22 protein-coding genes and 3 tRNA genes are annotated in these 23,647 nt (G+C 41.2%); 11 read left to right on the top strand and 14 right to left on the bottom strand.

Annotation, left to right across the window (positions count from 1 at the left end):
* The first annotated feature begins 30 nt into the window (after positions 1-30).
* Together A9J31_RS11045 and A9J31_RS11040 are read left to right on the top strand one after the other, a co-directional pair.
* Positions 31-1,200, top strand: a complete 1,170-nt coding sequence (locus tag A9J31_RS11045) for a DegT/DnrJ/EryC1/StrS family aminotransferase (RefSeq protein WP_067765609.1) — start codon at positions 31-33, stop codon at positions 1,198-1,200.
* A gap of 127 nt (positions 1,201-1,327) precedes the next feature.
* A complete protein-coding gene (locus A9J31_RS11040; RefSeq protein ID WP_067765606.1) occupies positions 1,328-3,202 on the top strand; it encodes a polysaccharide biosynthesis protein in 1,875 nt (624 codons plus the stop codon).
* A gap of 69 nt (positions 3,203-3,271) precedes the next feature.
* Here the strand turns inward: A9J31_RS11040 and glmS are convergent, their stop codons facing one another.
* From glmS to A9J31_RS11000, 8 genes are all read right to left on the bottom strand, one after another.
* Positions 3,272-5,110, bottom strand: a complete 1,839-nt coding sequence (glmS, locus tag A9J31_RS11035) for a glutamine--fructose-6-phosphate transaminase (isomerizing) (protein ID WP_067765603.1) — start codon at positions 5,108-5,110, stop codon at positions 3,272-3,274.
* A gap of 12 nt (positions 5,111-5,122) precedes the next feature.
* Positions 5,123-6,487, bottom strand: coding sequence for a bifunctional UDP-N-acetylglucosamine diphosphorylase/glucosamine-1-phosphate N-acetyltransferase GlmU (glmU, locus tag A9J31_RS11030; RefSeq protein ID WP_067765600.1), 1,365 nt, complete (start codon positions 6,485-6,487; stop codon positions 5,123-5,125).
* A gap of 21 nt (positions 6,488-6,508) precedes the next feature.
* A complete protein-coding gene (locus tag A9J31_RS11025; RefSeq protein ID WP_067765764.1) occupies positions 6,509-6,985 on the bottom strand; it encodes a phosphatidylglycerophosphatase A family protein in 477 nt (158 codons plus the stop codon).
* 22 nt (positions 6,986-7,007) lie between these two features.
* Positions 7,008-7,925, bottom strand: a complete 918-nt coding sequence (thiL, locus tag A9J31_RS11020) for a thiamine-phosphate kinase (protein ID WP_067765597.1) — start codon at positions 7,923-7,925, stop codon at positions 7,008-7,010.
* Between the two features lie 20 nt (positions 7,926-7,945).
* Positions 7,946-8,395, bottom strand: a complete 450-nt coding sequence (nusB, locus tag A9J31_RS11015; RefSeq protein WP_067765594.1) for a transcription antitermination factor NusB — start codon at positions 8,393-8,395, stop codon at positions 7,946-7,948.
* A gap of 4 nt (positions 8,396-8,399) precedes the next feature.
* The gene (ribH, locus tag A9J31_RS11010; RefSeq protein ID WP_067765591.1) at positions 8,400-8,870 is read right to left on the bottom strand and encodes a 6,7-dimethyl-8-ribityllumazine synthase; all 471 of its coding nucleotides are present in this window, start codon (positions 8,868-8,870) and stop codon (positions 8,400-8,402) included.
* An 11-nt stretch (positions 8,871-8,881) separates the two neighbouring features.
* Positions 8,882-10,003, bottom strand: a complete 1,122-nt coding sequence (gene ribBA / locus A9J31_RS11005) for a bifunctional 3,4-dihydroxy-2-butanone-4-phosphate synthase/GTP cyclohydrolase II (RefSeq protein ID WP_067765588.1) — start codon at positions 10,001-10,003, stop codon at positions 8,882-8,884.
* A gap of 309 nt (positions 10,004-10,312) precedes the next feature.
* The gene (locus A9J31_RS11000) at positions 10,313-10,891 is read right to left on the bottom strand and encodes a TetR/AcrR family transcriptional regulator (RefSeq protein WP_067765585.1); all 579 of its coding nucleotides are present in this window, start codon (positions 10,889-10,891) and stop codon (positions 10,313-10,315) included.
* A 152-nt stretch (positions 10,892-11,043) separates the two neighbouring features.
* Between A9J31_RS11000 and A9J31_RS10995 the strand changes: the two genes are divergently transcribed.
* Together A9J31_RS10995 and A9J31_RS10990 are read left to right on the top strand one after the other, a co-directional pair.
* Positions 11,044-11,787 carry an SDR family oxidoreductase gene (locus A9J31_RS10995; protein WP_067765582.1) on the top strand — a complete coding sequence of 248 codons (744 nt, stop codon included), beginning with the start codon at positions 11,044-11,046 and terminating at the stop codon, positions 11,785-11,787.
* A gap of 48 nt (positions 11,788-11,835) precedes the next feature.
* Positions 11,836-12,429: a 2-hydroxychromene-2-carboxylate isomerase gene (locus A9J31_RS10990; protein ID WP_067765579.1), complete on the top strand. Its 594-nt coding sequence runs from the start codon at positions 11,836-11,838 to the stop codon at positions 12,427-12,429.
* 93 nt (positions 12,430-12,522) lie between these two features.
* Here the strand turns inward: A9J31_RS10990 and exaC are convergent, their stop codons facing one another.
* The gene (exaC, locus tag A9J31_RS10985) at positions 12,523-14,034 is read right to left on the bottom strand and encodes an acetaldehyde dehydrogenase ExaC (RefSeq protein ID WP_067765576.1); all 1,512 of its coding nucleotides are present in this window, start codon (positions 14,032-14,034) and stop codon (positions 12,523-12,525) included.
* A 221-nt stretch (positions 14,035-14,255) separates the two neighbouring features.
* On the opposite strand from exaC, the gene A9J31_RS10980 reads away from it, so the two are divergent.
* Positions 14,256-15,440 carry a helix-turn-helix domain-containing protein gene (locus A9J31_RS10980; protein ID WP_067765573.1) on the top strand — a complete coding sequence of 395 codons (1,185 nt, stop codon included), beginning with the start codon at positions 14,256-14,258 and terminating at the stop codon, positions 15,438-15,440.
* A gap of 43 nt (positions 15,441-15,483) precedes the next feature.
* Here A9J31_RS10980 and A9J31_RS10975 read toward each other — a convergent pair whose 3' ends face one another.
* Both A9J31_RS10975 and mdh read right to left on the bottom strand, forming a co-directional pair.
* Positions 15,484-16,446 (bottom strand): alpha/beta hydrolase, encoded by a 963-nt coding sequence (locus A9J31_RS10975; RefSeq protein ID WP_067765569.1) that lies wholly within the window; start codon positions 16,444-16,446, stop codon positions 15,484-15,486.
* 245 nt (positions 16,447-16,691) lie between these two features.
* On the bottom strand, positions 16,692-17,903 hold the full coding sequence (gene mdh / locus A9J31_RS10970; RefSeq protein WP_067765566.1) for an iron-dependent methanol dehydrogenase: 1,212 nt from the start codon (positions 17,901-17,903) through the stop codon (positions 16,692-16,694).
* A 422-nt stretch (positions 17,904-18,325) separates the two neighbouring features.
* Between mdh and A9J31_RS10965 the strand changes: the two genes are divergently transcribed.
* A complete protein-coding gene (locus A9J31_RS10965; RefSeq protein ID WP_067765562.1) occupies positions 18,326-20,026 on the top strand; it encodes an NAD-dependent malic enzyme in 1,701 nt (566 codons plus the stop codon).
* Positions 20,027-20,143: 117 nt separating this feature from the next.
* Here A9J31_RS10965 and A9J31_RS10960 read toward each other — a convergent pair.
* The 3 genes from A9J31_RS10960 to A9J31_RS10950 all read right to left on the bottom strand — a co-directional run bounded on the left by A9J31_RS10960 (position 20,144) and on the right by A9J31_RS10950 (position 20,460).
* Positions 20,144-20,219 (bottom strand) — tRNA-Gly (locus tag A9J31_RS10960).
* A 45-nt stretch (positions 20,220-20,264) separates the two neighbouring features.
* Positions 20,265-20,340 (bottom strand) — tRNA-Gly (locus A9J31_RS10955).
* A gap of 47 nt (positions 20,341-20,387) precedes the next feature.
* Positions 20,388-20,460: transfer RNA gene (locus A9J31_RS10950), tRNA-Gly, on the bottom strand.
* A 236-nt stretch (positions 20,461-20,696) separates the two neighbouring features.
* Between A9J31_RS10950 and A9J31_RS10945 the strand changes: the two genes are divergently transcribed.
* From A9J31_RS10945 to A9J31_RS10925, 5 genes are all read left to right on the top strand, one after another.
* Positions 20,697-21,008 carry a BolA family protein gene (locus A9J31_RS10945; RefSeq protein ID WP_067765559.1) on the top strand — a complete coding sequence of 104 codons (312 nt, stop codon included), beginning with the start codon at positions 20,697-20,699 and terminating at the stop codon, positions 21,006-21,008.
* 8 nt (positions 21,009-21,016) lie between these two features.
* On the top strand, positions 21,017-21,409 hold the full coding sequence (locus A9J31_RS10940; RefSeq protein WP_067765556.1) for a SirB2 family protein: 393 nt from the start codon (positions 21,017-21,019) through the stop codon (positions 21,407-21,409).
* A 72-nt stretch (positions 21,410-21,481) separates the two neighbouring features.
* Positions 21,482-22,318 carry a ParA family protein gene (locus tag A9J31_RS10935; protein ID WP_067765553.1) on the top strand — a complete coding sequence of 279 codons (837 nt, stop codon included), beginning with the start codon at positions 21,482-21,484 and terminating at the stop codon, positions 22,316-22,318.
* A 13-nt stretch (positions 22,319-22,331) separates the two neighbouring features.
* Positions 22,332-22,736 carry a hypothetical protein gene (locus A9J31_RS10930; RefSeq protein WP_067765550.1) on the top strand — a complete coding sequence of 135 codons (405 nt, stop codon included), beginning with the start codon at positions 22,332-22,334 and terminating at the stop codon, positions 22,734-22,736.
* 307 nt (positions 22,737-23,043) lie between these two features.
* Positions 23,044-23,637, top strand: coding sequence for a LysE family translocator (locus A9J31_RS10925; protein ID WP_067765547.1), 594 nt, complete (start codon positions 23,044-23,046; stop codon positions 23,635-23,637).
* Positions 23,638-23,647: the final 10 nt, after the last annotated feature.

Here is a 23,647-nt window from a genome sequence, read left to right as displayed (position 1 = left end):
ATTTTTAAAAAATCAATTTAGGAAAGAGATATGTTAAACACTGCATTTGAACCGTGGCCAAGCTTTACGCAAGAAGAGGCAGATGCTGTATCAAAAGTTTTACTGTCAAATAAAGTAAACTATTGGACGGGTCAAGAATGCCGTGAATTTGAAAAAGAATTTGCCGCTTTTGCAGAAACTCAATATGCCGTAGCTTTGGCAAACGGTACGGTTGCACTCGATGTTGCACTAAAAGCCTTAGGTATTGGGGCAGGGGATGACGTGATTGTGACTTCACGTACGTTTCTCGCTTCTGCAAGTTCCATAGTGACGGCTGGTGCAAACCCTATATTTGCAGATGTAGAGTTAGATTCACAAAATATATCTGCGCGTACGATTGAAGCTGTTTTAACACCAAATACTAAAGCTATTATTTGTGTGCATTTGGCGGGTTGGATGTGTGATATGGATCCAATCATGCAGCTAGCGCACGATAAAGGCATTTATGTTATTGAAGACTGTGCACAGGCACACGGTGCAAAATATAAAGGTAAATCTGCGGGTTCAATTGGTCATATTGGTGCATGGTCTTTCTGTCAGGATAAAATCATGACCACTGGCGGTGAAGGCGGTATGGTCACCACCAATGATGAAGCGTTATGGAAAAAAATGTGGTCTTATAAAGACCATGGTAAAAACTTCGACAGTATTTATAACAAACAACACCCGCCAGGTTTCCGCTGGTTACATGATTCGTTTGGCACCAACTGGCGCATGATGGAAATGCAAGCAGTCATTGGGCGTATTCAGTTGAAAAAAATGGCTGAATGGACCAAGGTCCGTAACGAAAATATGCAGAAAATCTATGCAGCCTTTGCTGAAACACCATATATTACTGTCTCACAACCAAGTGAGGAATATGTACATGCAGCATATAAATGTTATGTGCAAGTGAATGCAGAGCATTTACCAGAAGGTTGGTCACGTGATCGCATTATGAATGAAATCACGGTACAAGGTGTCCCATGTTTTAGCGGTTCATGCTCTGAAGTTTACTTAGAACATGCTTTTGATGAAACGCCTTGGCGCCCTGAACAGCGTTTAGCAAATGCACAAAAACTTGGAGAAACTAGTCTGATGTTTATTGTGCATCCAACCTTAAGTGAAAGTAGTTTAAGTACAACAATTCACGCAATTCAAAGTGTACTTTCAAAAATTTAATTCATTTTCTGTGTGGCGAGTCTCAGTAATTGAACTCGCTTACATTTTTACATTTGTTTAAAAATGCTAGATCGACTAAAAACATTTTTAGTTCAATTATATAAATAGCATAGAGAAGACTAATCCTGTGAAATCAGTCATTATGCCCTTGGTGAATTCTCCTCGATACGCCAAACAATTATTTTTAGTAATTTTAGATTTTTTAGCGTTTCCAGTTCTCATTTGGTTTTGTTATGCGTTACGTGAATTTAATTTAGGTGCTGAAGTTGTTCCTAATATCGCATACGGCTCACTTTGGGTAAGTACTCTTGCTGTAGCTATGTCACTCATTTGTGGACTTTATCATTTTATTGTTCGTACATTTAACGAAGTTTTTTTTACGCGTTTAGCAATTGCTACAGGATTAACAATCTTAGGTTTATATGCTTTAGCGTATTGTAGTCATGCATTTATACCAACTTCAATTCCGTTGATGTTTGGTTTTTTAATGTTTGCTTGGGTGTGGTTTAGTCGTAGCGCAATTCGTTTTATTGTGAGAGCGAGTTTACAGACGAATATGCCCAAAAGAAAAATTGTGATTTATGGTGCAGGTTACGCAGGTCAACAAATTGCGGCTATGTTAAATCGTTCTGATGAGCATTTTCCATTATTTTTTATCGATGATGATGAGTCACTTACAGGGCAAATTATTGGTGGATTAAAAGTTTATAATGCTGATCAAGGACTTAAACATCTCAATAATGAAAAAATAGATGAGATATTAATTGCGCTTCCTTCAGTTGGACGTACACGTAAAAGTGAAATTGTTCAATTTTTAGAACCTGCTCATATCAAAATTACTGAAATTCCTGGCTTAACTAAGCTTGTAGATGGTGATATCCAAATTTCAGATATTCGTGAAGTCGATATTATTGATTTATTAGGTCGCGATCCAGTACCACCAATTCCTGAGCTGCTCGCTAAAAATATTCATAATAAAGTGGTGATGGTAACAGGAGCAGGAGGCTCAATTGGGTCAGAGTTATGTCGGCAAATTATTAAAAACCATCCACAGAAATTAGTAATATTTGAACTCACTGAGTTTGCACTATATAGCATTGATAAAGAGCTACGTCTGAATTGTAATATTGAAATTATTCCAATTTTAGGAACAGTATTAGATGAAGCTAAACTTGAGCGAGTCATTGAACAATACCGCGTGCAAACGGTTTACCATGCAGCGGCCTATAAACATGTTCCACTTGTAGAGTGTAATCCATTAGCAGGTTTGAAAAATAACTCTGTAGGGACTGCATTTAGTGTAAATGCAGCTGTTAAAAAAGGCGTGGAAACCTTTGTATTGATTTCAACTGATAAAGCAGTTCGCCCAACCAATGTGATGGGTGCTTCGAAGCGAATGGCAGAGCTATATTGCCAAGCAATGGCTGAGGCGCAAAATCAAACACAAATTAGTATTGTGCGTTTTGGTAATGTTCTAGGTTCTTCAGGTTCGGTTGTACCTTTGTTTAAACAGCAAATTGCCAAAGGTGGACCAATTACCGTTACACATCCTGATGTCACACGTTACTTCATGACAATACCCGAAGCATCACAATTGGTTATTCAGGCTGGAGCTCTCGGCACAGGTGGTGATGTATTTTTGTTAGATATGGGAGAACCTGTTCGAATTCAGGATTTAGCACGTCAAATGATCGCTTTAAGTGGTTTAAAAGTTCGTGAAGAAGGAACAGATATTGGCGATATAGCAATTCGCTATTCTGGACTACGTCCTGGTGAGAAATTGTATGAAGAGCTATTGATTGATCAGGAAGATACTCAAGTGACTGATCATAGTCGTATTCTCCGCTCATTTGAAAAACATTATCCTTTAGAACAGTTATTGCCTATTTTTGAGCGAATTTCAGGGCTTACAGCAATTGAGAGTGATGTTGAGTGGGCTATTGAGCAATTAGAATTGCATGTAGATGGTTATATCCGTGGCAAAGAAATAAAAGTGAACTAATATCATTATTCTTTGAAAAATAAAACTGAATAAAAAGGGCGCTTAAGCGCCCTTTTTAATACCCTCAAATTATTCCACCGTCACAGACTTCGCCAAGTTACGTGGCTGATCGACATCTGTTCCACGTAGCACTGCAACATGATAAGAGAGCAGTTGTACTGGAATGCTATACACAATCGGTGCCAAGATTTCATTCACGCTTGGCACATAAACCACGTGTTGACGCTCTTTGGCTTTAATCCCACTATTTTCATCAGCGAAAACAAATAACTCACCGCCACGTGCTTGGACTTCTTCCATATTTGATTTGAGTTTATCCAGCATGTCATCTTTCGGTGCTAGAATCACAACAGGCATGTCGTTATCCACTAAAGCCAATGGACCATGTTTAAGTTCACCGGCAGCATAACCTTCTGCATGAATATATGAAATTTCTTTGAGTTTTAAAGCACCTTCAAGTGCGATAGGGAACTCAGTACCACGGCCTAAGAATAAGCAGTGATTTTTTTCAACAAACAGCTCAGATAAACGCAAAATTTCTGCATTGTTTTGCAGCGTATCTAAAATCACCTTAGGCGTATGCCACAAGTCTGCAATAATTTCAGCAATTTGAGTTTCAGAAATGGTCTGCTTAATTTGCCCCATTTTTAGAACTAAAAGCATGAGTGCTGCAAGCTGCGTAGTAAATGCTTTGGTTGAAGCGACACCAATTTCAGGGCCTGCAAGTGTCAACAAACTATAGTTGGTTTCACGGACCATTGAAGACGTCGCAACGTTACAAATGGTCATGGTGGTAATATCTAAACCCTTAGCGCCAGCACGCTTTTGTGTATCACGCAGTGCAGCAAGCGTATCGGCAGTTTCACCAGATTGAGAAATACACACATACAGGGTGTTATTCACAATCACTGGTGAGCGGTAACGGAACTCACTAGCAATTTCAACTTGGCAAGGTACGTCAATGAGTTGCTCAAACCAATATTTGGCAATCATACCAGCGTGGTAACTGGTACCGCAGGCAATGATTTGTACTTGCTGAATTTTAGTAAAAGCATCAGTCGCATTGATTAAGAAATCATCACGTAGTACATTGCCATTTAATGCCTGAGAGATCGTTTGCTTAATCGCTTCAGGTTGCTCATAAATTTCTTTGAGCATGTAATGCTTGTATTCACCTTTCGATGCGTTACTTACCGTTGCATCTAGCTCTTTAATTGGGCGGTTCACGAGTTGACCATCAACAAATACTTCAATGGTATTACGGGTTAAACGCGCAATATCACCTTCTTCAAGGTAAATGAAGCGATTGGTAATTGGAAGTAGTGCCAATTGGTCAGAGCTAATAAAGTTTTCACCAATACCTACACCAATCACAAGTGGTGAACCTTCACGTACCGTGATTAATTCATCAGGATGGTCGGTATGTACGATACCCAGTGCATAAGCGCCTTTGAGTTGAGGAACAACTTGCTTTACCGCTTCCAATAAACTTGGCGTACTTTTTAGGGCATCATTGACTAAATGTGCAACAACTTCGGTATCTGTTTGTGAGGTAAATACATAGCCTAAAGCTTCAAGATCATCTTTAAGCTCTTGATAGTTTTCAATAATACCGTTATGAACAACAGCAACTGTGCCAGAAATATGTGGATGGGCATTATTCTCTGTTGGCTTGCCATGGGTTGCCCAGCGCGTATGTGCAATCCCGACAGAACCTGTAATGTCAGCTTCTTCTACAGCTTGCTCTAAATTTGCAACTTTACCAACACGACGTTCGCGAAGGACGTGACCTTTATTGATCAGTGCTAATCCTGCTGAATCATAACCACGGTATTCAAGGCGTTTTAAACCTTCTACTAAAATATTGGTAATACTACGTTCTGCAACGCCACCGACGATACCACACATAATTTTATCCTCTTATTTCTTCAATTTTTGGGGACGTTGATAGTTTTCTTTGGCAAATTGCTTAGAACGTTCTACCGCAAGGCTATTGTCTGCCACGTCACGTGTAATGGTTGAGCCAGCACCCACTGTTGCACCATGACCAATGGTGACAGGAGCGACTAATGAGCTGTTTGAGCCAATAAAGGCATTGTCACCGATAATGGTTTTAAATTTGTTTGCGCCATCATAGTTGCAGGTAATGGTGCCTGCACCAATATTTGATCCAGCACCCACTTCAGCATCACCTAAGTAGGTGAAGTGATTGGCTTTAGAGCCTAAGCCAATGCTTGAATTTTTTACTTCAACAAAATTACCAATATGTACTTCTGCAGCTAATTTTGCACCTGGGCGTAAACGTGAGAATGGGCCAATTTGCGTATTTTCACCCACAATAGCACTGTCAAATACACTATACGGTTGAACTTTGGTGCCTGCGGCAATTTGCGTATTTTTTATTACACAACCAGCACCGATTTCGACATTGTCACCGAGCTCACAATTGCCTTCAATGATCACATTAATGTCAATGCGAACATCTTGACCTGCTTTTAATGTGCCACGTAAATCAAAACGAGCAGGGTCGATGAGGTGAACGCCTTGTTGCATTAACTGTTTTGCTTGGAAATTTTGAAATTCACGCTCTAATGCCGCTAATTGTACACGGTCATTCACACCTTCGACTTCGAATGCACGCTCTGGTTCTACAGATGCAACTTCGAGACCGTCAGCAATCGCCATGGCAACGATATCGGTCAGGTAATATTCACCTTGCGCATTATTATTGCTCAATTTTGGTAGCCATTCATGCAATTTGGCATTGCTCACTGCATAAATACCGGTATTAAATTCTTTGATTTTACGTTGTTCTTCAGAAGCATCTTTATGTTCAACAATGGCTTGAATCTTACCATTTTCACGCACAATGCGCCCGTAACCTGTCGCATCAGCAACCGTTAAGGTCACTAAGCCAATACCTGTTTGAGTAGATGCATTGAGTAGTTTTTGTAAAGTATCTTCACTAATGCATGGAACATCACCAGATAAAATCAGTGATACACCTGTTTTAGCCAAAACGGGCAGGGTTACTTTCACTGCGTGACCTGTTCCCAATTGTTCAGCTTGTTCAACCCATTTTATATTTTCATGGGCAAATGCTTTTTGTACTTGATCACCGCCATGCCCATAGATGGTAATTATTTCTGCTGCTTGTAGTTTTTTTGCAGTGTGAATGACATGGCCGAGTAAAGGTTGTCCTGCAAGTGGTTGTAATACTTTGGGTAAATTTGAACGCATACGTGTTCCTTTACCTGCAGCAAGAATAATAACGCTCGTAGACATTTTAAATCCTAGGTGTTTCTATTACATAGACGAAATATAAAAATAAATACAGATGCAAAGCGCAGCCCAAAGGCCCGCAATAATATCGTCAAACATGATGCCAAAACCGCCACCCACTTGACGATCAATGACACGAATAGGCCAAGGCTTCCATACATCGAATAAACGGAATAGGGCAAAACCAATCAGTGCCCAAGTCCAGTTCATTTGTCCGAGGTATAAAACGGGAAGGAAAGTAATAGACTGTCCTGCAAACTCGTCCCAGACAATGCGCCCATCGTCATGCACGCCCATCACTTTCGCGGTTTGACCACAAATAAATATGCCGACAATTGACATGATGATCATGACAATAATGGAGTTGATAAATCCAATTGCAAGCCAACCAGGAATAAACAATAAAGCAAACGCAGAGCCAAATGTTCCCGGTGCTTTGGGAGCAAGACCAGAACCAAAGCCCACGCCACAGAATGCGATTATTCTGTTGGCCCAAGACATTTGTTTGAAGTTAATGGCTGGTTTATGCAAAATGCTGATATCCCTGAAATTTTAGTATATGGTCAGTGCCGTAGTTTTTGTAACGCAGCCCGAGTGGCTCAGTAATTTGACCAATTTTATGAATGTTTACATCTAATTCTAGTTGCAGAAGTTTTTGATAATTCTGCGGGCTTATTGTAAAGCATAACTCATAGTCATCACCACCCGCGAGTGCATACTGCCATTGGGATTCTTGTTGTAATTGTTTTACATGGTCGTCGATAGGAAGTTGATCTAACTCGATTTCTGCACCCACTTTAGAGGCATGCAAAATATGTCCTAAGTCCTGAGCCAAGCCGTCAGAGACATCGATCATGCTATGAGCTAAGCCTTTGAGCTGTTGACCAAGTTGGCAACGTGGTGTTGGATAATCTAAACGCTTTTGCAGTGGGTGTCCTAAATGCTGTATTCCATACGCAGCATCGCCAACTTGACCGCTGACACAAATGAAATCACCAACTTGAGCGCCTGAGCGGGTTACTGCTTTGCCTATATCGACCCAGCCTAATGCTGTGACTGAAATCGTCAGATGAGGACTTTGAGTGGTATCCCCACCGATTAAACTCACACCAAATTGATCGCAACAATCATATAAACCCTGACTAAAGCCTTTGAGCCATTCATGATCAATTTGGGGTAGGCTTAATGCCAGTAAAATACTATGCGGTTTGGCGCCCATTGCAGCAATGTCAGATAAATTGACGGCAACAGATTTCCAACCAATGGCATGTGGGTTGGTGTCGAGAGGAAAATGACGTCCAGCAACGAGAGTATCGGCACAGATGACCAATTGTTGCTGTGGAGGAGGGGTGAGCAAGGCTGAGTCATCACCGACTCCTAAATCGACAGCACTGCTGCTGTGACGATTAAAATAGGTATCAATGATAGAGAACTCAGCCATACAACGTGCTACTTAATAAATTAATTAGCTTGTTGCTTTTCTGCTGCACGCAATGTAGTCGCTAAACGATCCAATACACCATTGATGTACTTATGGCTGTCTGCACCGCCAAAATGTTTAGCTAACTCGATCGCTTCATCGAGTACGACACGGTAAGGAATCTCAAGGTGTTCTTTGAGTTCATACGCGCCTAAACGAAGGGTTGCAAGTTCAACGCCATCTAAGGCTTCAACTTCGCGATCGAGTACAGGGATTAAAAGCGCATCCAATGCTTCATGATTGGCAACAACCTCGGTCAATAACTCGTGGTAATAGCCGAGATCTACCTTGTGCATGGCATTTTCCACACGCGTACGTGCTTCAATCTCATGCACAGGATTGCGGCTCATTTGCCATTCATAAATTCCTTGTACAGCAAAGCGACGTGCTTTACGTTTTGCTGCATAAGTTGCTTGAAGTGTTTGCGACATAGCGTTAAATAGCCTTTAACAAGTTAACCATTTCAATAGCAGTCAAGGCAGCTTCACTACCTTTATTACCTGCTTTTGTACCCGAGCGTTCAATCGCTTGTTCAATACTATCCGTAGTCAATACACCATTAATTACTGGTAAGCCAGTGTCTAGACCAACAACGCCTAAACCTTTGGCACATTCGCCAGCAACAAAATCGAAGTGAGGCGTGCTACCACGAATCACTGCGCCAAGCGCGATGATGGCATCGAAACGATCTGAAGCTGCAAGTTTCTTTGCAACCACTGGAAGTTCCCAAGCACCTGGTGCATGAACAACAGTGATATTATCCTCTGATACGCCATGACGTTTCAATGTATCAACGGCACCTTCTAGCAAATGTTCAACAACAAAGCTATTAAAACGACCAACTAAAATCGCATAACGGTCTTCGTTCGCGAGATGTAACATACCTTCAATACGGCGAACTGCCATAGCAACCTCGATTATTTCTCTGATGTTTGATTTGCGGTGATGTATTCCACCACTTCTAAGTTAAAACCTGATAATGCATTAAAACGTAATGGCGAGCTAAGAAGCTTCATTTTTTCCACGCCTAAATCACGTAAAATTTGTGCGCCGACACCAATGGTTTGATACTGCTGAGACAGTGCCGCATTGGATTTAACATTTTTCGGTGCAGTTAAATTTTCTAAAGCAGGGCCTAAGTCCTGTAAATGACGCTGACCAATCCACACTAAAACACCACGATCGCTGGATGCGATTTCTTTGAGTGCTTTATCGAGATTCCACGCCGGAGCGCCATCTTGTTTATTCAGTTTTAATAAGTCACGAACTGGGCTGAAACCGTGTACACGTACAGTGGTCACGCCTTGCTTTGGTTCGCCTTTAACCAGTGCTAAATGAATATCTGGATTACCAATTTCACGGTAACGGAACAATTCAAATGTACCGTATTCTGTATCTAGTGTTTGCTGGTCTAGACGTTCAACCGTTTGTTCATTGGTCATGCGGTAGTGAATCAGATCTGCAATGGTCCCCATTTTTAAGCCATGCTTTTCAGCAAACACTTCAAGGTCTGGGCGACGCGCCATAGTGCCGTCTTCATTGATGATTTCACAAATCACAGATGCGGGTTCTAGGCCGGCTAAACGCGATAAATCACAGCCTGCTTCAGTATGACCTGCACGGTGTAGTACACCACCTGGCTGCGCCATAAGCGGGAAAATATGGCCTGGCTGAACAATATCAGCAGGTTTTGCATGTGCTGCTACAGCAGTTTGAATGGTATGTGCACGTTCAGCAGGAGAAATACCAGTTGAAATGCCATTTGCTGCTTCAATCGATAATGTGAAGTTTGTACCGTGCTGTGCACCGTTTGCATCGACCATTAAAGGTAAATTTAACTGCTGGCAACGCTCTTTACTTAAGGTTAAGCATACAAGACCACGCGCATGCGTAATCATGAAGTTGATATCTTCAGGGCGTACGTGGGTCGCAGCGATGACAAGGTCGCCTTCATTTTCACGATCTTCATCATCCATCAGGATGACCATTTTACCTGCACGAATATCAGCTACGAGCTCTTCAACAGTATTGAGCGGCATCAATCTTCACCTTTTTGTTTGTCTCGAATGACATTTACTTGCATTGATTGTTGCATAGTCTAACGTTTTTTTGCGTCCTTTGCCTATGCTTATGAGTTTCCTTTACTGGCTCATTGTTATACACAGTCGTCAGAACCTTGAAAAGAGGACTTTATTTGAATTGTGCCATTTATGCTGAATCTTTAAACACTTGAAAAGCATAAAAATGGGTAAGCTTATACAGATTTTAAATAATTCAAATGAAAAAGATGAACAGTTTGTCGGAAAACTGTCGGTCTTTAACTCCATGAACTGTCACATAAAAATGAATCACGTTGATACGGCGGGATGACTGTCTAAATATTGCCGAATAATCATCTTATTGGCGTCTAAAATGTTTTTTTGCAAATGTGGATCAGTAGCTGCTCGCGCAATTAAAATGGCACCGGCAAGTTGGCAGATGATGGCCCAAGCGAGTTCTTCGCTACCGAGATGCTGACTAAATAAAGCGTGACCACGCAGTAATTCAGTTTCATATATCAACTTAGTGTCCTGATCTGCACGCGCTACTTCACTCGCAAGCGTGGGGAGTGAACAACCTTGCTCGGGATGCTGAACATGTGCAGGGGTTAAATAGCGGTCAAGCTCAAATTCAATCCAATCTTGCGCATTATCATGTGGATTGTTTTGCCACATATCAAAACTGTGTTGTAACTCATGTTCAATTAAGGCTTTAAGTAGCTCTTGTTTAGACGAAAAATGTGAGTAAAAGGCACCACTGGTGACGCCGGCGGCTTTCATGAATCCATCCACACCTGTTGCGGCAAAGCCGTCTTTTTTCGCAATTTGTCCGCTGATCGTTAAAAGTTCTTGGCGTTTTTTTTGTTTGTATTCGGGTTTGTAGCGCATCTGCAATACCCTTGAAAATAAGATTGACGATAAATTAACCATAACATAGTATTCGTTATAGTAACGATCGTTATTTAATAATGTGTGGTTTAAAACCGACGCGTAAATAAAATGAGCGTGGAATAAAAATAAAACAGCAATGGAGTGAGACTATGCAACAACTCAATCGGACTTCGTCAAAAGTCGCTTTAGTGATTGGTGCAGGTGATGCAACTGGTGGTGAAATAGCCAAGCGGTTTACCCGAGAGGGTTATATTGCCTGTATGACACGACGAAATGCAGACAAATTACAGCCTTTAATTGATGAGATTGAACAACTCGGTGGCAAAGCCTATGGTTTTGCTTCTGATGCACGTAAAGAAGAACAAGTCATTGAGTTGGTAGAGCAAATAGAGTCCAGTATTGGTGCTATTGAGGTGATGGTCTTTAATATCGGTGCCAACGTCCCTTGTAGTATTTTGGAAGAAACAGCGCGTAAATATTTTAAGATTTGGGAAATGGCTTGTTTCGCTGCATTCCTCACGGGACGTGAAGTGGCGAAGCGCATGGTGACACGTGAACGAGGCACGATTATTTTTACAGGGGCAACCGCTGGGAAACGTGGTGCCGCAGGCTTTGCCGCTTTTGCTGGGGCAAAACATGCGCTTCGTGCCTTGGCACAAAGCATGGCACGTGAACTTGGACCAAGAAATATTCATGTGGCACATGTAGTGGTTGATGGTGCAATTGATACCGATTTTATCAAAGATACATTCCCTGATCTTTATGCTAAAAAAGAGCAAGATGGTATTTTAAATCCAGTACATATTGCGGAAAATTATTGGCATCTCTCACAGCAACCACGGGATGCATGGACGCATGAATTAGATCTGCGACCATGGATGGAACATTGGTAAGCACTGATTTAAAAATATTAGGAAAATAAGCAAAAAAGGACGAAAAAAATGAAAGTAATCGAGTTTTATTTTGATGTTGGCAGTCCATATAGCTACATCGGATTTCACCGTATTCAGCACATTGCTGAGCAATATCAGGCAGAGATTATCTGGAAACCGATGTTATTGGGTGGGGTGTTTAAAGCTACTGGCAACAGTAGTCCGATGGCTGTGCCTGCAAAGGCACGCTATTCCATGCGGGATCTTAAGCGCTGGTCAGATCTATGGCAGATTCCCGTGCAAATGAATCCGTATTTTCCAATCAATACTTTGCAGTTGATGCGTTTGATAACCGCAGTCCAGTTATTTCAGCCTGAAGCATTTCTCAATGTGCTGACGGGTATTTTTAACGCGATGTTTGGTCAGCCACGCAATTTAAATGACCTACATGAATTAATTCAATTGATGCAAGAGCTTGGATTGGATGTAGCGCAAGTTAAATCGTGGCTTGAGGATGAAAAAGTAAAGTCTGAGCTTAAAGTTATTACCGAAGAAGCCATTGCACGTGGTGTGTTCGGGGCGCCAAGTTGGTTTGTCGATGATGAGTTATATTGGGGTGTCGATCATTTACATTTTGTTGAGCATGCCTTGTCTGCAAAATGAATGACCCAGCGCAGCAAACTGTTCATTCAATTTAAACGTAGCTCTAATAAAAAAGCGAACCGAAGTTCGCTTTTTGTTTTTCAATATTCAGACTTAGAAGAATCCCATTGGCTTGGTGTCATAGCTCACCAACAAGTTTTTGGTTTGTTGATAATGATCAAGCATCATTTTGTGGTTTTCACGGCCAATACCTGATTTTTTATAACCGCCAAATGCTGCATGGGCTGGGTAAATGTGGTAGCAGTTAGTCCAAACACGGCCCGCCTGAATCGCACGGCCTGCACGGTAAGAAGTATGCGCTGAACGTGACCAAACACCTGCACCTAGACCATAAATGGTGTCATTGGCAATTTTAATGGCATCATCAAAGTCTTTAAAGGTTGCTACTGAAAGCACAGGGCCGAAGATTTCTTCTTGGAAAATCTTCATGTCATTGGTGCCTTTGAAAATGGTTGGTTCAATATAGAAACCTGTACCGACTTCATTACGTGGATCACCACCAGTAATGAGCTGTGCACCTTCATTTTTACCTGTAGCGATACAGCCTAAAATTTTGTCTTGCTGCTCTTGCGATGCCTGTGCACCAATCATGGTGTCTGTATCAAGTGGATGACCCGTCTTAATACGTTTCACACGCTCTACTGCCATTTCCAAGAATCGATCTGCAATGCTTTCTTGTACCAATGCACGTGATGGACATGTGCAAATTTCACCTTGGTTGAGCGCAAACATGGCAAAACCTTCGAGTGTTTTATCTAAGAATTCATCGTCTTTGTCCATGATGTCTTCAAAGAAAATGTTCGGTGATTTCCCACCGAGTTCCAATGTCACAGGAATGATATTTTCAGTGGCATATTGCATGATCATTTGTCCCACAGCGGTTGAACCGGTGAAAGCAATTTTGGCAATACGTGGATTAGTCGCCAATGGACGACCAACTTCTACACCATAACCATTGACGATGTTGAGTACGCCTGGTGGTAGAATATCTTGAATTAATTCAGCTAAAACTAAAATACTCACCGGTGTTTGTTCTGCAGGTTTCAATACAATACAGTTACCTGCAGCAAGAGCCGGTGCAAGTTTCCATGCAGCCATCAAGATAGGGAAGTTCCATGGAATGATTTGCCCAACCACACCCAACGGCTCGTGAAAATGGTAAGCAATGGTATTTTCATCAATTTCAGAAATACCACCTTCTTGTGCACGGATACAGCCTGCAAAATAACGGAAATGATCAATACACAGTGGAATATCTGCAGCTAGAGTTTCACGGATCGGTTTACCGTTGTCCCATGTTTCAGCCACTGCCAGAAGCTCAAGATTCTCTTCTAAACGATCAGCGATTTTTAACAAAATATTGGAACGCGTGGTTGGTGAAGATGCATTCCACTGCGCTTTTGCTTTGTGCGCAGCATCGAGAGCCAATTCAATGTCTTCAGCTGATGAACGTGGCACTTTGGTAAAGACTTTACCATCTACAGGGGAGATATTTTCAAAGTATTCGCCTTTGACAGGTGCGACCCATTCGCCACCAATCAGGTTTTCATACTGAGCTTTAAACTGAACTTTTGAACCGGGTTGATTAGGATCGACATAACGCATATAAATCTTCCTTTGCTTGTTTATTATGATCTGGTCTTGCTGCTTTACCTTAGCTGTCTACAGCTTTGGTATAAGGTACTTTTGTACATTATTTGATTAGCATAGCTTGTATAAGGTTGGAAAAAGGTTGGAGACAAGAAGGTTTACAATATTTTTTTCAGCCCTTAAAACAAAAGCCGTTAAAATGGATTTTCAGTCATGAATTGTTGTGAGAATAATGAATGATGATGCAGCAGGATTTATTAGAAAAACGACAGAATATTGAACGGTTAAGGCAGCGAACCAGTCTGTCTAAGCAGCAAAATTCGCAGCTCAATGAGAGTATTGCGAGCTCTTGGCAACGCTCTGCACAGGCGGAAATTCCTGAGCATCGTGTTGCTGCGCCTTTACTTCCAATTCCTTCAAATTCGCAACCAACGGCCTTACAGCATGCCTTACAGCATTGCGCTGATGAGTTGAAACATATTGCCCAGCAGTCTTCGATGGTGCTTGCAGTGGGTGATGTGGGCAGTACCATTATTTGGAGTGCTTCAAGCCGGCAAATGCAAAGCGCTGCTGAAAGCGTACATTTTATTGCAGGTGGGCAGTGGCGAGAAGAATTGGTCGGCACAAATGCGCTGGCATTGACACTTAAAACACAGCAATCGAGCTGCGTATTTTCCAATGAGCATTACATGCCTTCGGTACATGATTGGGTTTGTTATGCTGCCCCAATTATTGATCCGCATACCCGACAAATTTTGGGGGTCATTGATTTATCAACAGTGTGGAAAAACCATAATAGTCTGGGTTTATTGGCCGCAGAACGTTGTGCTTCGATTATTCAATCAGCGTTATTAGAGTTTCAAAAGCAGCATTTATATATACGAGCATTTTCAGTGCCGCAAGTGCTCTTTAATGGCAAGGTGATGGTACTGACGCCGCGTCAGATTGAAATACTCACGATTTTAGCGTTGTGCCCGCAAGGCATGACTTTGGATACATTGCATCAAGCTTTATATGGCGAACGCAAAGTCAGTATCGGTACTTTAAAGGCTGAAATGTCGCAGTTGCGCGATATTTTGGGTGGTATGTTAGGTTCACGACCATATCGCTTATTGGCGCAAGTGGAAGCCGATTTTTTGCAAGCTGAACAGGCACTCGATGCTGGTTATCTCGATTCGGCCTTAAAACTGTGTTCAGGTATCTTCTTGGCGAAAACTGAAAGCCCATTTTTATGTGCATGGCGAGATTGTTTGGAATCACGTCTGAGTCAGGCGATTTTTAATGCCAAAGAAACCGATGTGCTGTTAAAACATGTGGCACGTTTCCCTGAGGCGATTGATGCTGTTGAGCGTTTAATTGAGTTGATGCCTGGCAATCATCCTATTCATCAAACTTTATTAAAATTTAAACAGCACCCATAGCTTATTCATTTGTGAAACATCCGTTATTTAAGCGTTGATTGGTCTATAAACCTTTACTGTTCAGCCATTGGAATAAATTGTGATAAACCTGTTCGCGTGCTGATTTCTCAGAAAGGACTAAGTCATGTAAACCATTTTGGATACTTTGAATAGTTACATCGCCCTGAATTTTTTTGGCATATTTTTGAATGTCTTTTACCCCTAAAATAACATCACTGCTTTGAGCCGATTTACCCCATTTTTTGGGATTTTTAGTTTGATGTGAATGCATCACTAATACCGGTACATCAATCGTCACACCTTGATGAATTTCCTTTTGAGCTTCATAAATACTGCGGACGAAACTGATGTATACCATTGGGTAGCGAGTTTTTTTCCAGTCTAAATTAAAGTCCCACTCACCTTTTAAATCTTGATGTAGGCTCGCCGTATACCATTTATTCAGCTCACTTGGGAATTTTAAATTTGGAAAAGTCTTTGCCAGTCTACTGAGCTGTGGAATCCCCAGCGCACGCTTAATCGGATTCATATTAAAGTCATAAAATGGGCTGTTACACCACAAGGCTTTAATTAGAGGATGATTGGGATGATGGGCTGCATATAAGGTCGTGGTGAGGCCACCTGTGGAATGACCGCAGAGCAGTAAGGCATCGTGACCTTCAGCGGAGATAATCTCAAGGGCCTGGTCAATTTCAGCATCGTACTCGGGGAGGTTGTGCACATTATAATATTTTTGATGCGGTAGAATTGATCGTCCATACTTTCTTAAATCTAGTGCGTAAAAGTCGAAGCCATGCTGATTAAATTGTTCGGCCATTTCGGTTTGGAAAAAATAATCAATAAAGCCATGAATATACAGAACGGCTTTAGATGTGGACTTTGCTGCTTTTTTTCGAACTAATGTGGCAACAACAGCACCTTCGTAATCATCCGGAAAATGAAGTGTGGTTTGTTCATAGCCCGTGCCTAAAATGTCGGGTTGATAGTGCACTGCTGAATGCGTCATTTTTATAGTGTTCCATGTTCTTGAATTTATACTTTATCCTTGATGAGACATGGCATTTTGTCAAATTAAATAATGAAGGTAGGTGGAATAATTTAGAAAGAGAAAAAGAACAACCTGAGCATGAAAGTGACCCGTCCTTGGTCAGCCTTTCCTGAATGAATGTGAAATGGATACTCAGTTGAGCCTGCAAAAGCTGAGATTTTGCAGGCACTCAGGTTGCTAGCATGAAGCAAGAAATATAGAACTTAAACAGCTGCTTTGAAGTCAACAACAGATGCACTTGGTTTTAATGCTGCTTTAAAGATATCGACCACTTGAGCATGAGTCGCTTTACGTGGGTTGGTCAGCATGCAGGCATCTTTTTGTGCATTTTCAGACATTACGCTTAAGTCTTGTTCTTTCACACCGAGTTCAGACAGACTTGATGGAATACCAATGGATGCTGAAAGTTCACGAATTGCTGCAATTGCTGCATAGGCTGCTTCAGTCACAGTAAGACCATCAGTTGGAACACCCATCAACTGTGCAATACGTGCATAACGATCAGGGCAAGCGATCAAGTTGAATTCACAAACGTGCGGTAATAGTACGGCATTACACACACCATGAGGTAGGTTGTAGAAGCCACCCAGTTGGTGTGCCATTGCGTGAACATAACCAAGAGACGCATTGTTAAATGCCATCCCTGCAAGATACTGTGCATAGCTCATCGCATCACGCGCTTCTAGGTTTTCACCATTGGCTACCGCAGGACTTAACCATTCGCTAATCATTGAAATAGCTTTTTCTGCGCACGCATCGGTAATTGGGTTTGCAGCAGTTGATACATAAGCTTCAACGGCATGCGTTAAGGCATCCATACCAGTTGCAGCAGTTAATGCCGCAGGTTTAGCAATCATGAGTTTTGGATCATCAATTGCGATGAGTGGTGTGCAACGCCAATCGACAATGGCCATTTTTACATGGGTTTCAGTATTGGTAATGATACAGAAACGGGTCATTTCAGATGCTGTACCAGCAGTGGTATTAATCGCAATCAGCGGAGTCATTGGCACTGTACTTTTATCAATGCCTTCATAATCACGAATATGCCCACCACCTGCAGTCACTAAACCAATGCCTTTGGCACAGTCGTGTGAAGAGCCACCACCGAGAGAAACAATAAAATCACAGCCGTTGCTGTTATAAGCGTCAACACCACTGTGTACGTTCGTATCCGTTGGGTTAGGTTCTGCGCCTGGGAAAATGTGACAGTCAACGCCAGCTTCTTTTAAGTAGCCAGCAATTGTGTCTGCCACGCCAAATTTAAATAATCCAGCATCGGTAACGATGAGTGCTTTTTTTGCACCTAAATTTTGCGCCTTGGCACCAATCTCTTTGGCACAACCTGGGCCAAAAAGTGAAACGCAAGGGATATAAAAACCGTTTGTTTGATCTGCAATATTTTTAAAAGCCATGGTGCGATTCCTTCTACCATCATTTTGAGTTGTTATGGGTGATACTCACCTGAAATGAGTATTGCGAGGGCACACAAAGAATGACACCTACCAAAGACCTACCAAATTTATGGATTTGTATTAATACCTAGTAAGTTTTTGATTTTATATTTTATTTATAAAAATAATATTGAACGATATTCGCTAAAAGTCGTAGTCATTCTGCGTCATTTGAATCAAAAGATTAAAATAAATGTGTTTGAAATTGGTATGAATCGCTTTGGTCTTATCAGATTATAAAATCTTGCTTAAAGTAGTATCAATTTACTAAATGCCCCAAAGAGCCCAAATCAGGATAGGCTATACAAAACAAAGAGATTCAGAACCGTTAAATCTTGTGCTGAAGACATTCAGCGAGAAAGATTAATTAAATGAGTTAAATAATGCCCAGTCAAAATGTAAATACCAAACGTCCTTTATATATCCCTTATGCAGGGAACACACTTTTAGAACTCCCACTTTTAAATAAAGGTTCTGCATTCACTGAAGATGAACGTAAGAGCTTTAATCTACACGGTTTAATTCCTCATGTAACAGAGTCCATTGAAGAACAAAGTCAGCGTTCTTATCAGCAATATTGTGCTTTCAATAGTGACATCAATAAGCACATTTATCTGCGTAATATTCAAGATACCAATGAAACGCTGTTTTATCATTTAATTGAAAATCACCTCAGTGAAATGATGCCGATCATCTATACCCCAACGGTAGGTGAGGCATGTCAGCGTTTCTCGGATATTTATCGTCGTCATCGCGGGATTTTTATTTCCTATCCTGACCGTGATCATATCGATCAGATTATTCATAATGTAAATAAAAAGAATGTGAAAGTGATCGTGATTACAGATGGTGAACGAATTCTTGGTTTAGGTGACCAAGGGATTGGCGGTATGGGGATTCCCATTGGTAAATTGTCGTTGTATACCGCATGTGGTGGCATTAGTCCCGCTTATACGTTGCCGATTACGCTCGATGTGGGGACAAACAATCAGCAGTTATTGAATGACCCGATATATATGGGATGGAGTCAGCCCCGTATTAGTGGCGAAGAATACTACGACTTTGTTGAAAAGGTGATTAAAGCCATTCAGCAGCGTTGGCCGAAAGCATTAATTCAATTCGAGGACTTCGCACAAAAAAATGCGATGCCGTTATTGGAAAAATATCGCGATAAAATCTGCTGTTTTAATGATGATATTCAAGGGACAGCAGCGGTATCTGTCGGAAGTTTAATTGCAGCATCACGTGCTGCGGGCAAACAACTCAAAGATCAAGTGGTCACTTTCTTGGGTGCTGGGTCTGCGGGTTGTGGTATTGCAGAGCAAATCATCAAGCAAATGGTGGCTGAGGGTTTAACCGATGCACAAGCACGTGCACGTGTGTTTATGGTCGACCGCTTTGGTTTAATTACTGAAAATCAGCCGAATCTTTTAGATTTCCAACGTAAACTTGCCCAATCTACAGACAATGTTGCACATTGGGCTGATGCCGAATCTATGATTTCACTGTTGGATGTGGTGAAAAATGCCAAACCTACGGTACTGATTGGCGTTTCGGGGCAACCGGGATTATTTAGCCAAGAAGTGATTGAAACCTTGGCAGCCAACTGCGAACATCCAATTGTATTGCCACTTTCCAACCCGACTTCCCGTGTAGAAGCTGTACCTGCGGATATTTTGCAATGGACCAAAGGCAAAGCACTTATTGCAACAGGTAGCCCATTTGCGCCAGTGAATTATCAGGGGAAAATTCATCATATTTCACAGTGCAATAATTCGTATATTTTCCCAGGGATTGGGTTAGGGGTGATTGCTTCAGGTGCGAAACGTGTGACTGAAAATATGTTGATGGCTTCGAGTACGGCTTTGGCAGATTGTTCACCAAAATTGCAAGATCCTGAAGCAGATCTATTGCCAAGTCTGGATCATCTGCAAGACATTTCGAAGAAAATTGCATTGAAGGTTGCACTAGCTGCCATTGCGGATGGTGTGGCACCGAATGTTAGTGTTGAAGTTTTACAGCATGCCATTGAAGGAAATTTCTGGAAGCCTGAATACCGTGATTATGTGTGGGTAACATACTAATATTTATTGTGTAATTTTTTAGAAAAGGTGTATTACCCGTCGTAATACACCTTTTTTACGGTTTAGAAGATTTGAGCATAAAAAAGCCCCCATCTTTCGATGAGGGCTTTTTGAATTTGGAGCGGGAAAGGAGACTCGAACTCCCGACCCCAACCTTGGCAAGGTTATGCTCTACCAACTGAGCTATTCCCGCGGAGTCTATCCAATTTTTTAAATAAAAAACCGAATGAAAAAATTTTGGAGCGGGAAAGGAGACTCGAACTCCCGACCCCAACCTTGGCAAGGTTATGCTCTACCAACTGAGCTATTCCCGCGGAGTCTATCCAATTTTTTAAATAAAAAACCGAATGAAAAAATTTTGAGCGGGAAAGGAGACTCGAACTCCCGACCCCAACCTTGGCAAGGTTATGCTCTACCAACTGAGCTATTCCCGCATAGCCACGTATAATACATTAAGCATTTTTCAGGTCAATAACTTTATGAAGAATGCTGTATCGTTTGCATAAAATAAAAACAATTTGATTAAAATTAAGCTCATTTTTTGATTTTTCTAATGAAATAAACTTTTTTGGCTGAACCAACTGCGTTTTAAGCTTGTCAAGATATAAGAACACTATCAATAACAGGCTATACTAAAGCCAATATTAGGTATACATGTTGGAGAACCCTTTTGAGTTTGGAACAACAATTAATTGAGCGCTTACAAACGTTAGCGCCAACACATCTTGAAGTGGTGAATGAATCTGCTGGTCATGGTGGCTATTTTCCAGGTAAAGAATCGCATTTCAAAGCCGTCATTGTGAGTGAGGTTTTTGCAGGCTTGCGATTGGTACAGCGCCATCAGAAAGTTTATGCTGCGGCCGGTGATCTATTGAGTCCTGGTAAAATTCACGCGCTTGCCATTCATGCATTTGTTCCAGAAGAGTGGAAAGGTCAAGCAACACCAAGCCCTGAATGTGCGCATGCACCAAAATCATCATAAGGTGCGGCATGGAAACTCAATTACTGATTAAAATCATTCATATGTGCGGCGTTGCATTGGGTTGTTTCGCAATTTTGATTCGTGCATTTACCTTATTTAAAGGGACGCAAGGCAATTTACCTAACCCCGCAGGGCGCAAGTTATTTGTTGCATTGCAACATGGCTCAATGACTTTGATTGCTTTAACAGGTCTTGTTTTACTGTACATGAAGAACTTTGATGTCCAGCCGTGGTTTTATGCCAAAGTGGTATTGTTCTTGGTGTTGTTATCATCATTGTCGAAAGCCTATAAAAAAGATGACAATGCAATGTTAGTACAACGGCGCGCTGGCTTATTTATTGCAGCAGTTGCGCTTATTTCTATTATTACATTGGTTATAATCAAACCAGTTTTTGGATAGTTTAAAAAAACAGATCCACATGGCCGAATTCATGGCCTGAGTACAAAAATATAAAAGATCAGAGGGTTTTGAATGCGCACACGTGTGGTGTTTAATCAAAAAGGTGGGGTGGGTAAGTCGAGTATTACCGTGAATTTGGCTGCAATCAGTGCACATCAAGGTTTAAAAACCTTGGTCATCGATCTCGATCCACAAGCCAATTCGAGTCAGTATTTACTCGGGGATGATGCGACTTATTCAGCAGATAAACCTGCCTTAGAGCCAAATATCGAAAATTATTTTGATGAAGTATTGGGTTCGCAGCAAAGCAAAGGTTTATTAAGCAATGCTATTGGCTCGATTTTAAAAAATCGTACCAAAGGTCTAGAAAGCTATGTGCATCAATCACCGTTTAAAAATTTAGATGTGATTCCTGCTAGCCCAAATTTGGGTGCGTTGGCACATGCTTTAGAATCTAAACATAAAATTTATAAACTGCGTGATGCCTTGCAACAGTTGAAAGGTCAATATGATCGCGTGTTTATTGATACGCCACCGGCATTTAACTTTTTTACCTTGTCTGCATTAATTGCTGCTGATCGTGTACTGATTCCATTCGATTGTGATGTATTTTCTAAACGTGCATTACAAACCTTGATTGAAAATGTTTTGGAAACTCAAGATGATCATAACGATCATTTAGAAATTGAAGGCATTGTGGTGAATCAGTATCAGGCGCAGGCAAAATTGCCGCGAGAAGTGGTACAGCAGTTGAAAGATGAGGGTTTACCCGTATTAGAAAGTATGCTGCCGCCATCAGTATTAATGAAAGAATCTCATTATAAAAATCAACCGTTAATCCATTTAGCTGCAGATCATAAATTGACGCAGGCCTATCAATCATTGTTCAATGAAATTGAGCAAAAGTAGTATCGAGAATTTTATGAAAGCGCTTCAATTAGGTTTGCTTGCTGTAACTACTGTGTTGTTGACGGCATGTGCAAGTACGCCAAAACCGGCTTATGTTTCGCCGACGCAATATCAGTCATTGAGCTGCCAACAGCTGCAAAGCGAATATAACCGTATTCATCAATATATTGAAAATGGCGTCGAAACGCCTAAACGTACGGGTGTAGGCGTCGGTGTCGGTCTTGGGGGTGGTTGGGGTAGCCGTGGTGGTTGGGGGATTGGCCCAAGTATTTCGGTCAATATGGGACAATCGTCAAATACCAAACGTACTGAACTTTCACGTGTTTTAGGTGAACAAGAAGCCATTGTGCAAGCTGCAAAATTTAAAGGTTGCCCAATTATTGTGAGAACCAATACGGCCACTGCTGCAAAATCTTAAAGGATCAATTTGCGCGTTTTTGCAATTTGAGCATGAGAAAAGTGTAATAAAATTTGTCAGCTGACCAAAGGTAAGCTGGCTTTTTTTATGCTCAAAGAAAGTCATTAAACTGTCATATTTAAAGAATTATAAGTTATTAAAAAATATTAATTATTCAGCATAACTTTGTTTTGAAATGAAAAATATTCAAAGCTTTGTTCAGCATTTTCTTTTCTATAAAGATAAATAGATGTGACCTGTGGCGTACTTGTTTTTAAGAATCTATTTCGGCTAAGGTGTGCGCTTTGCAGTATTTGAATAGGTTTATATGATTGAGAGTTGGCTTTTTGTATTGGCGATGATGGCGGTTTTAATGACCCCAGGTCCGTCAAATGCATTACTTGCAAGCTCTGCCCATCAACAGGGAATGGCAAAAACCATCGTGTTGGTTCCAGCGGAATTAATGGGATATTTTTATGCGATTAATATTTGGGCATTGATCATTCATTTATCGGCACCAGTATGGCCGAACCTTATTCATATCTTACATTTTCTCAGTATTGTTTATGTTCTTTGGTTGGCTTTTCATCTATGGAAGTCAGCACATTTACAGCAGCATAATCAAAAACATCCATCGATTCAGCCGCGTGAATTGTTTTTGACTTCCCTTAAAAATCCCAAAGCAATTTTATTTGCAGCGGGCATTTTTCCACTCGAAACGTGGAACAGCCCACTGAACTTTGTGATGGTATTTGCTGTGTTTGCATTGGTTTTACTGCCAGTCGCATTGTTCTGGATGTCATTTGGCCGCGCAATTTTATCGGGTCAAAACCAAAAAATTAAGGCCGACCTTTTGTATAAAGGATCGGCCCTGATGCTCATCTTGTGTATGTTTCCAGTGGTCTTTCGCTTTTTTGCTTAAACTTTAATGA

It is taken from the genome of Acinetobacter gandensis (genome assembly GCF_001678755.1).
Classification (GTDB): Bacteria; Pseudomonadota; Gammaproteobacteria; order Pseudomonadales; family Moraxellaceae; genus Acinetobacter; species Acinetobacter gandensis.
This window is presented reverse-complemented; position numbering and strand designations above follow the sequence as displayed.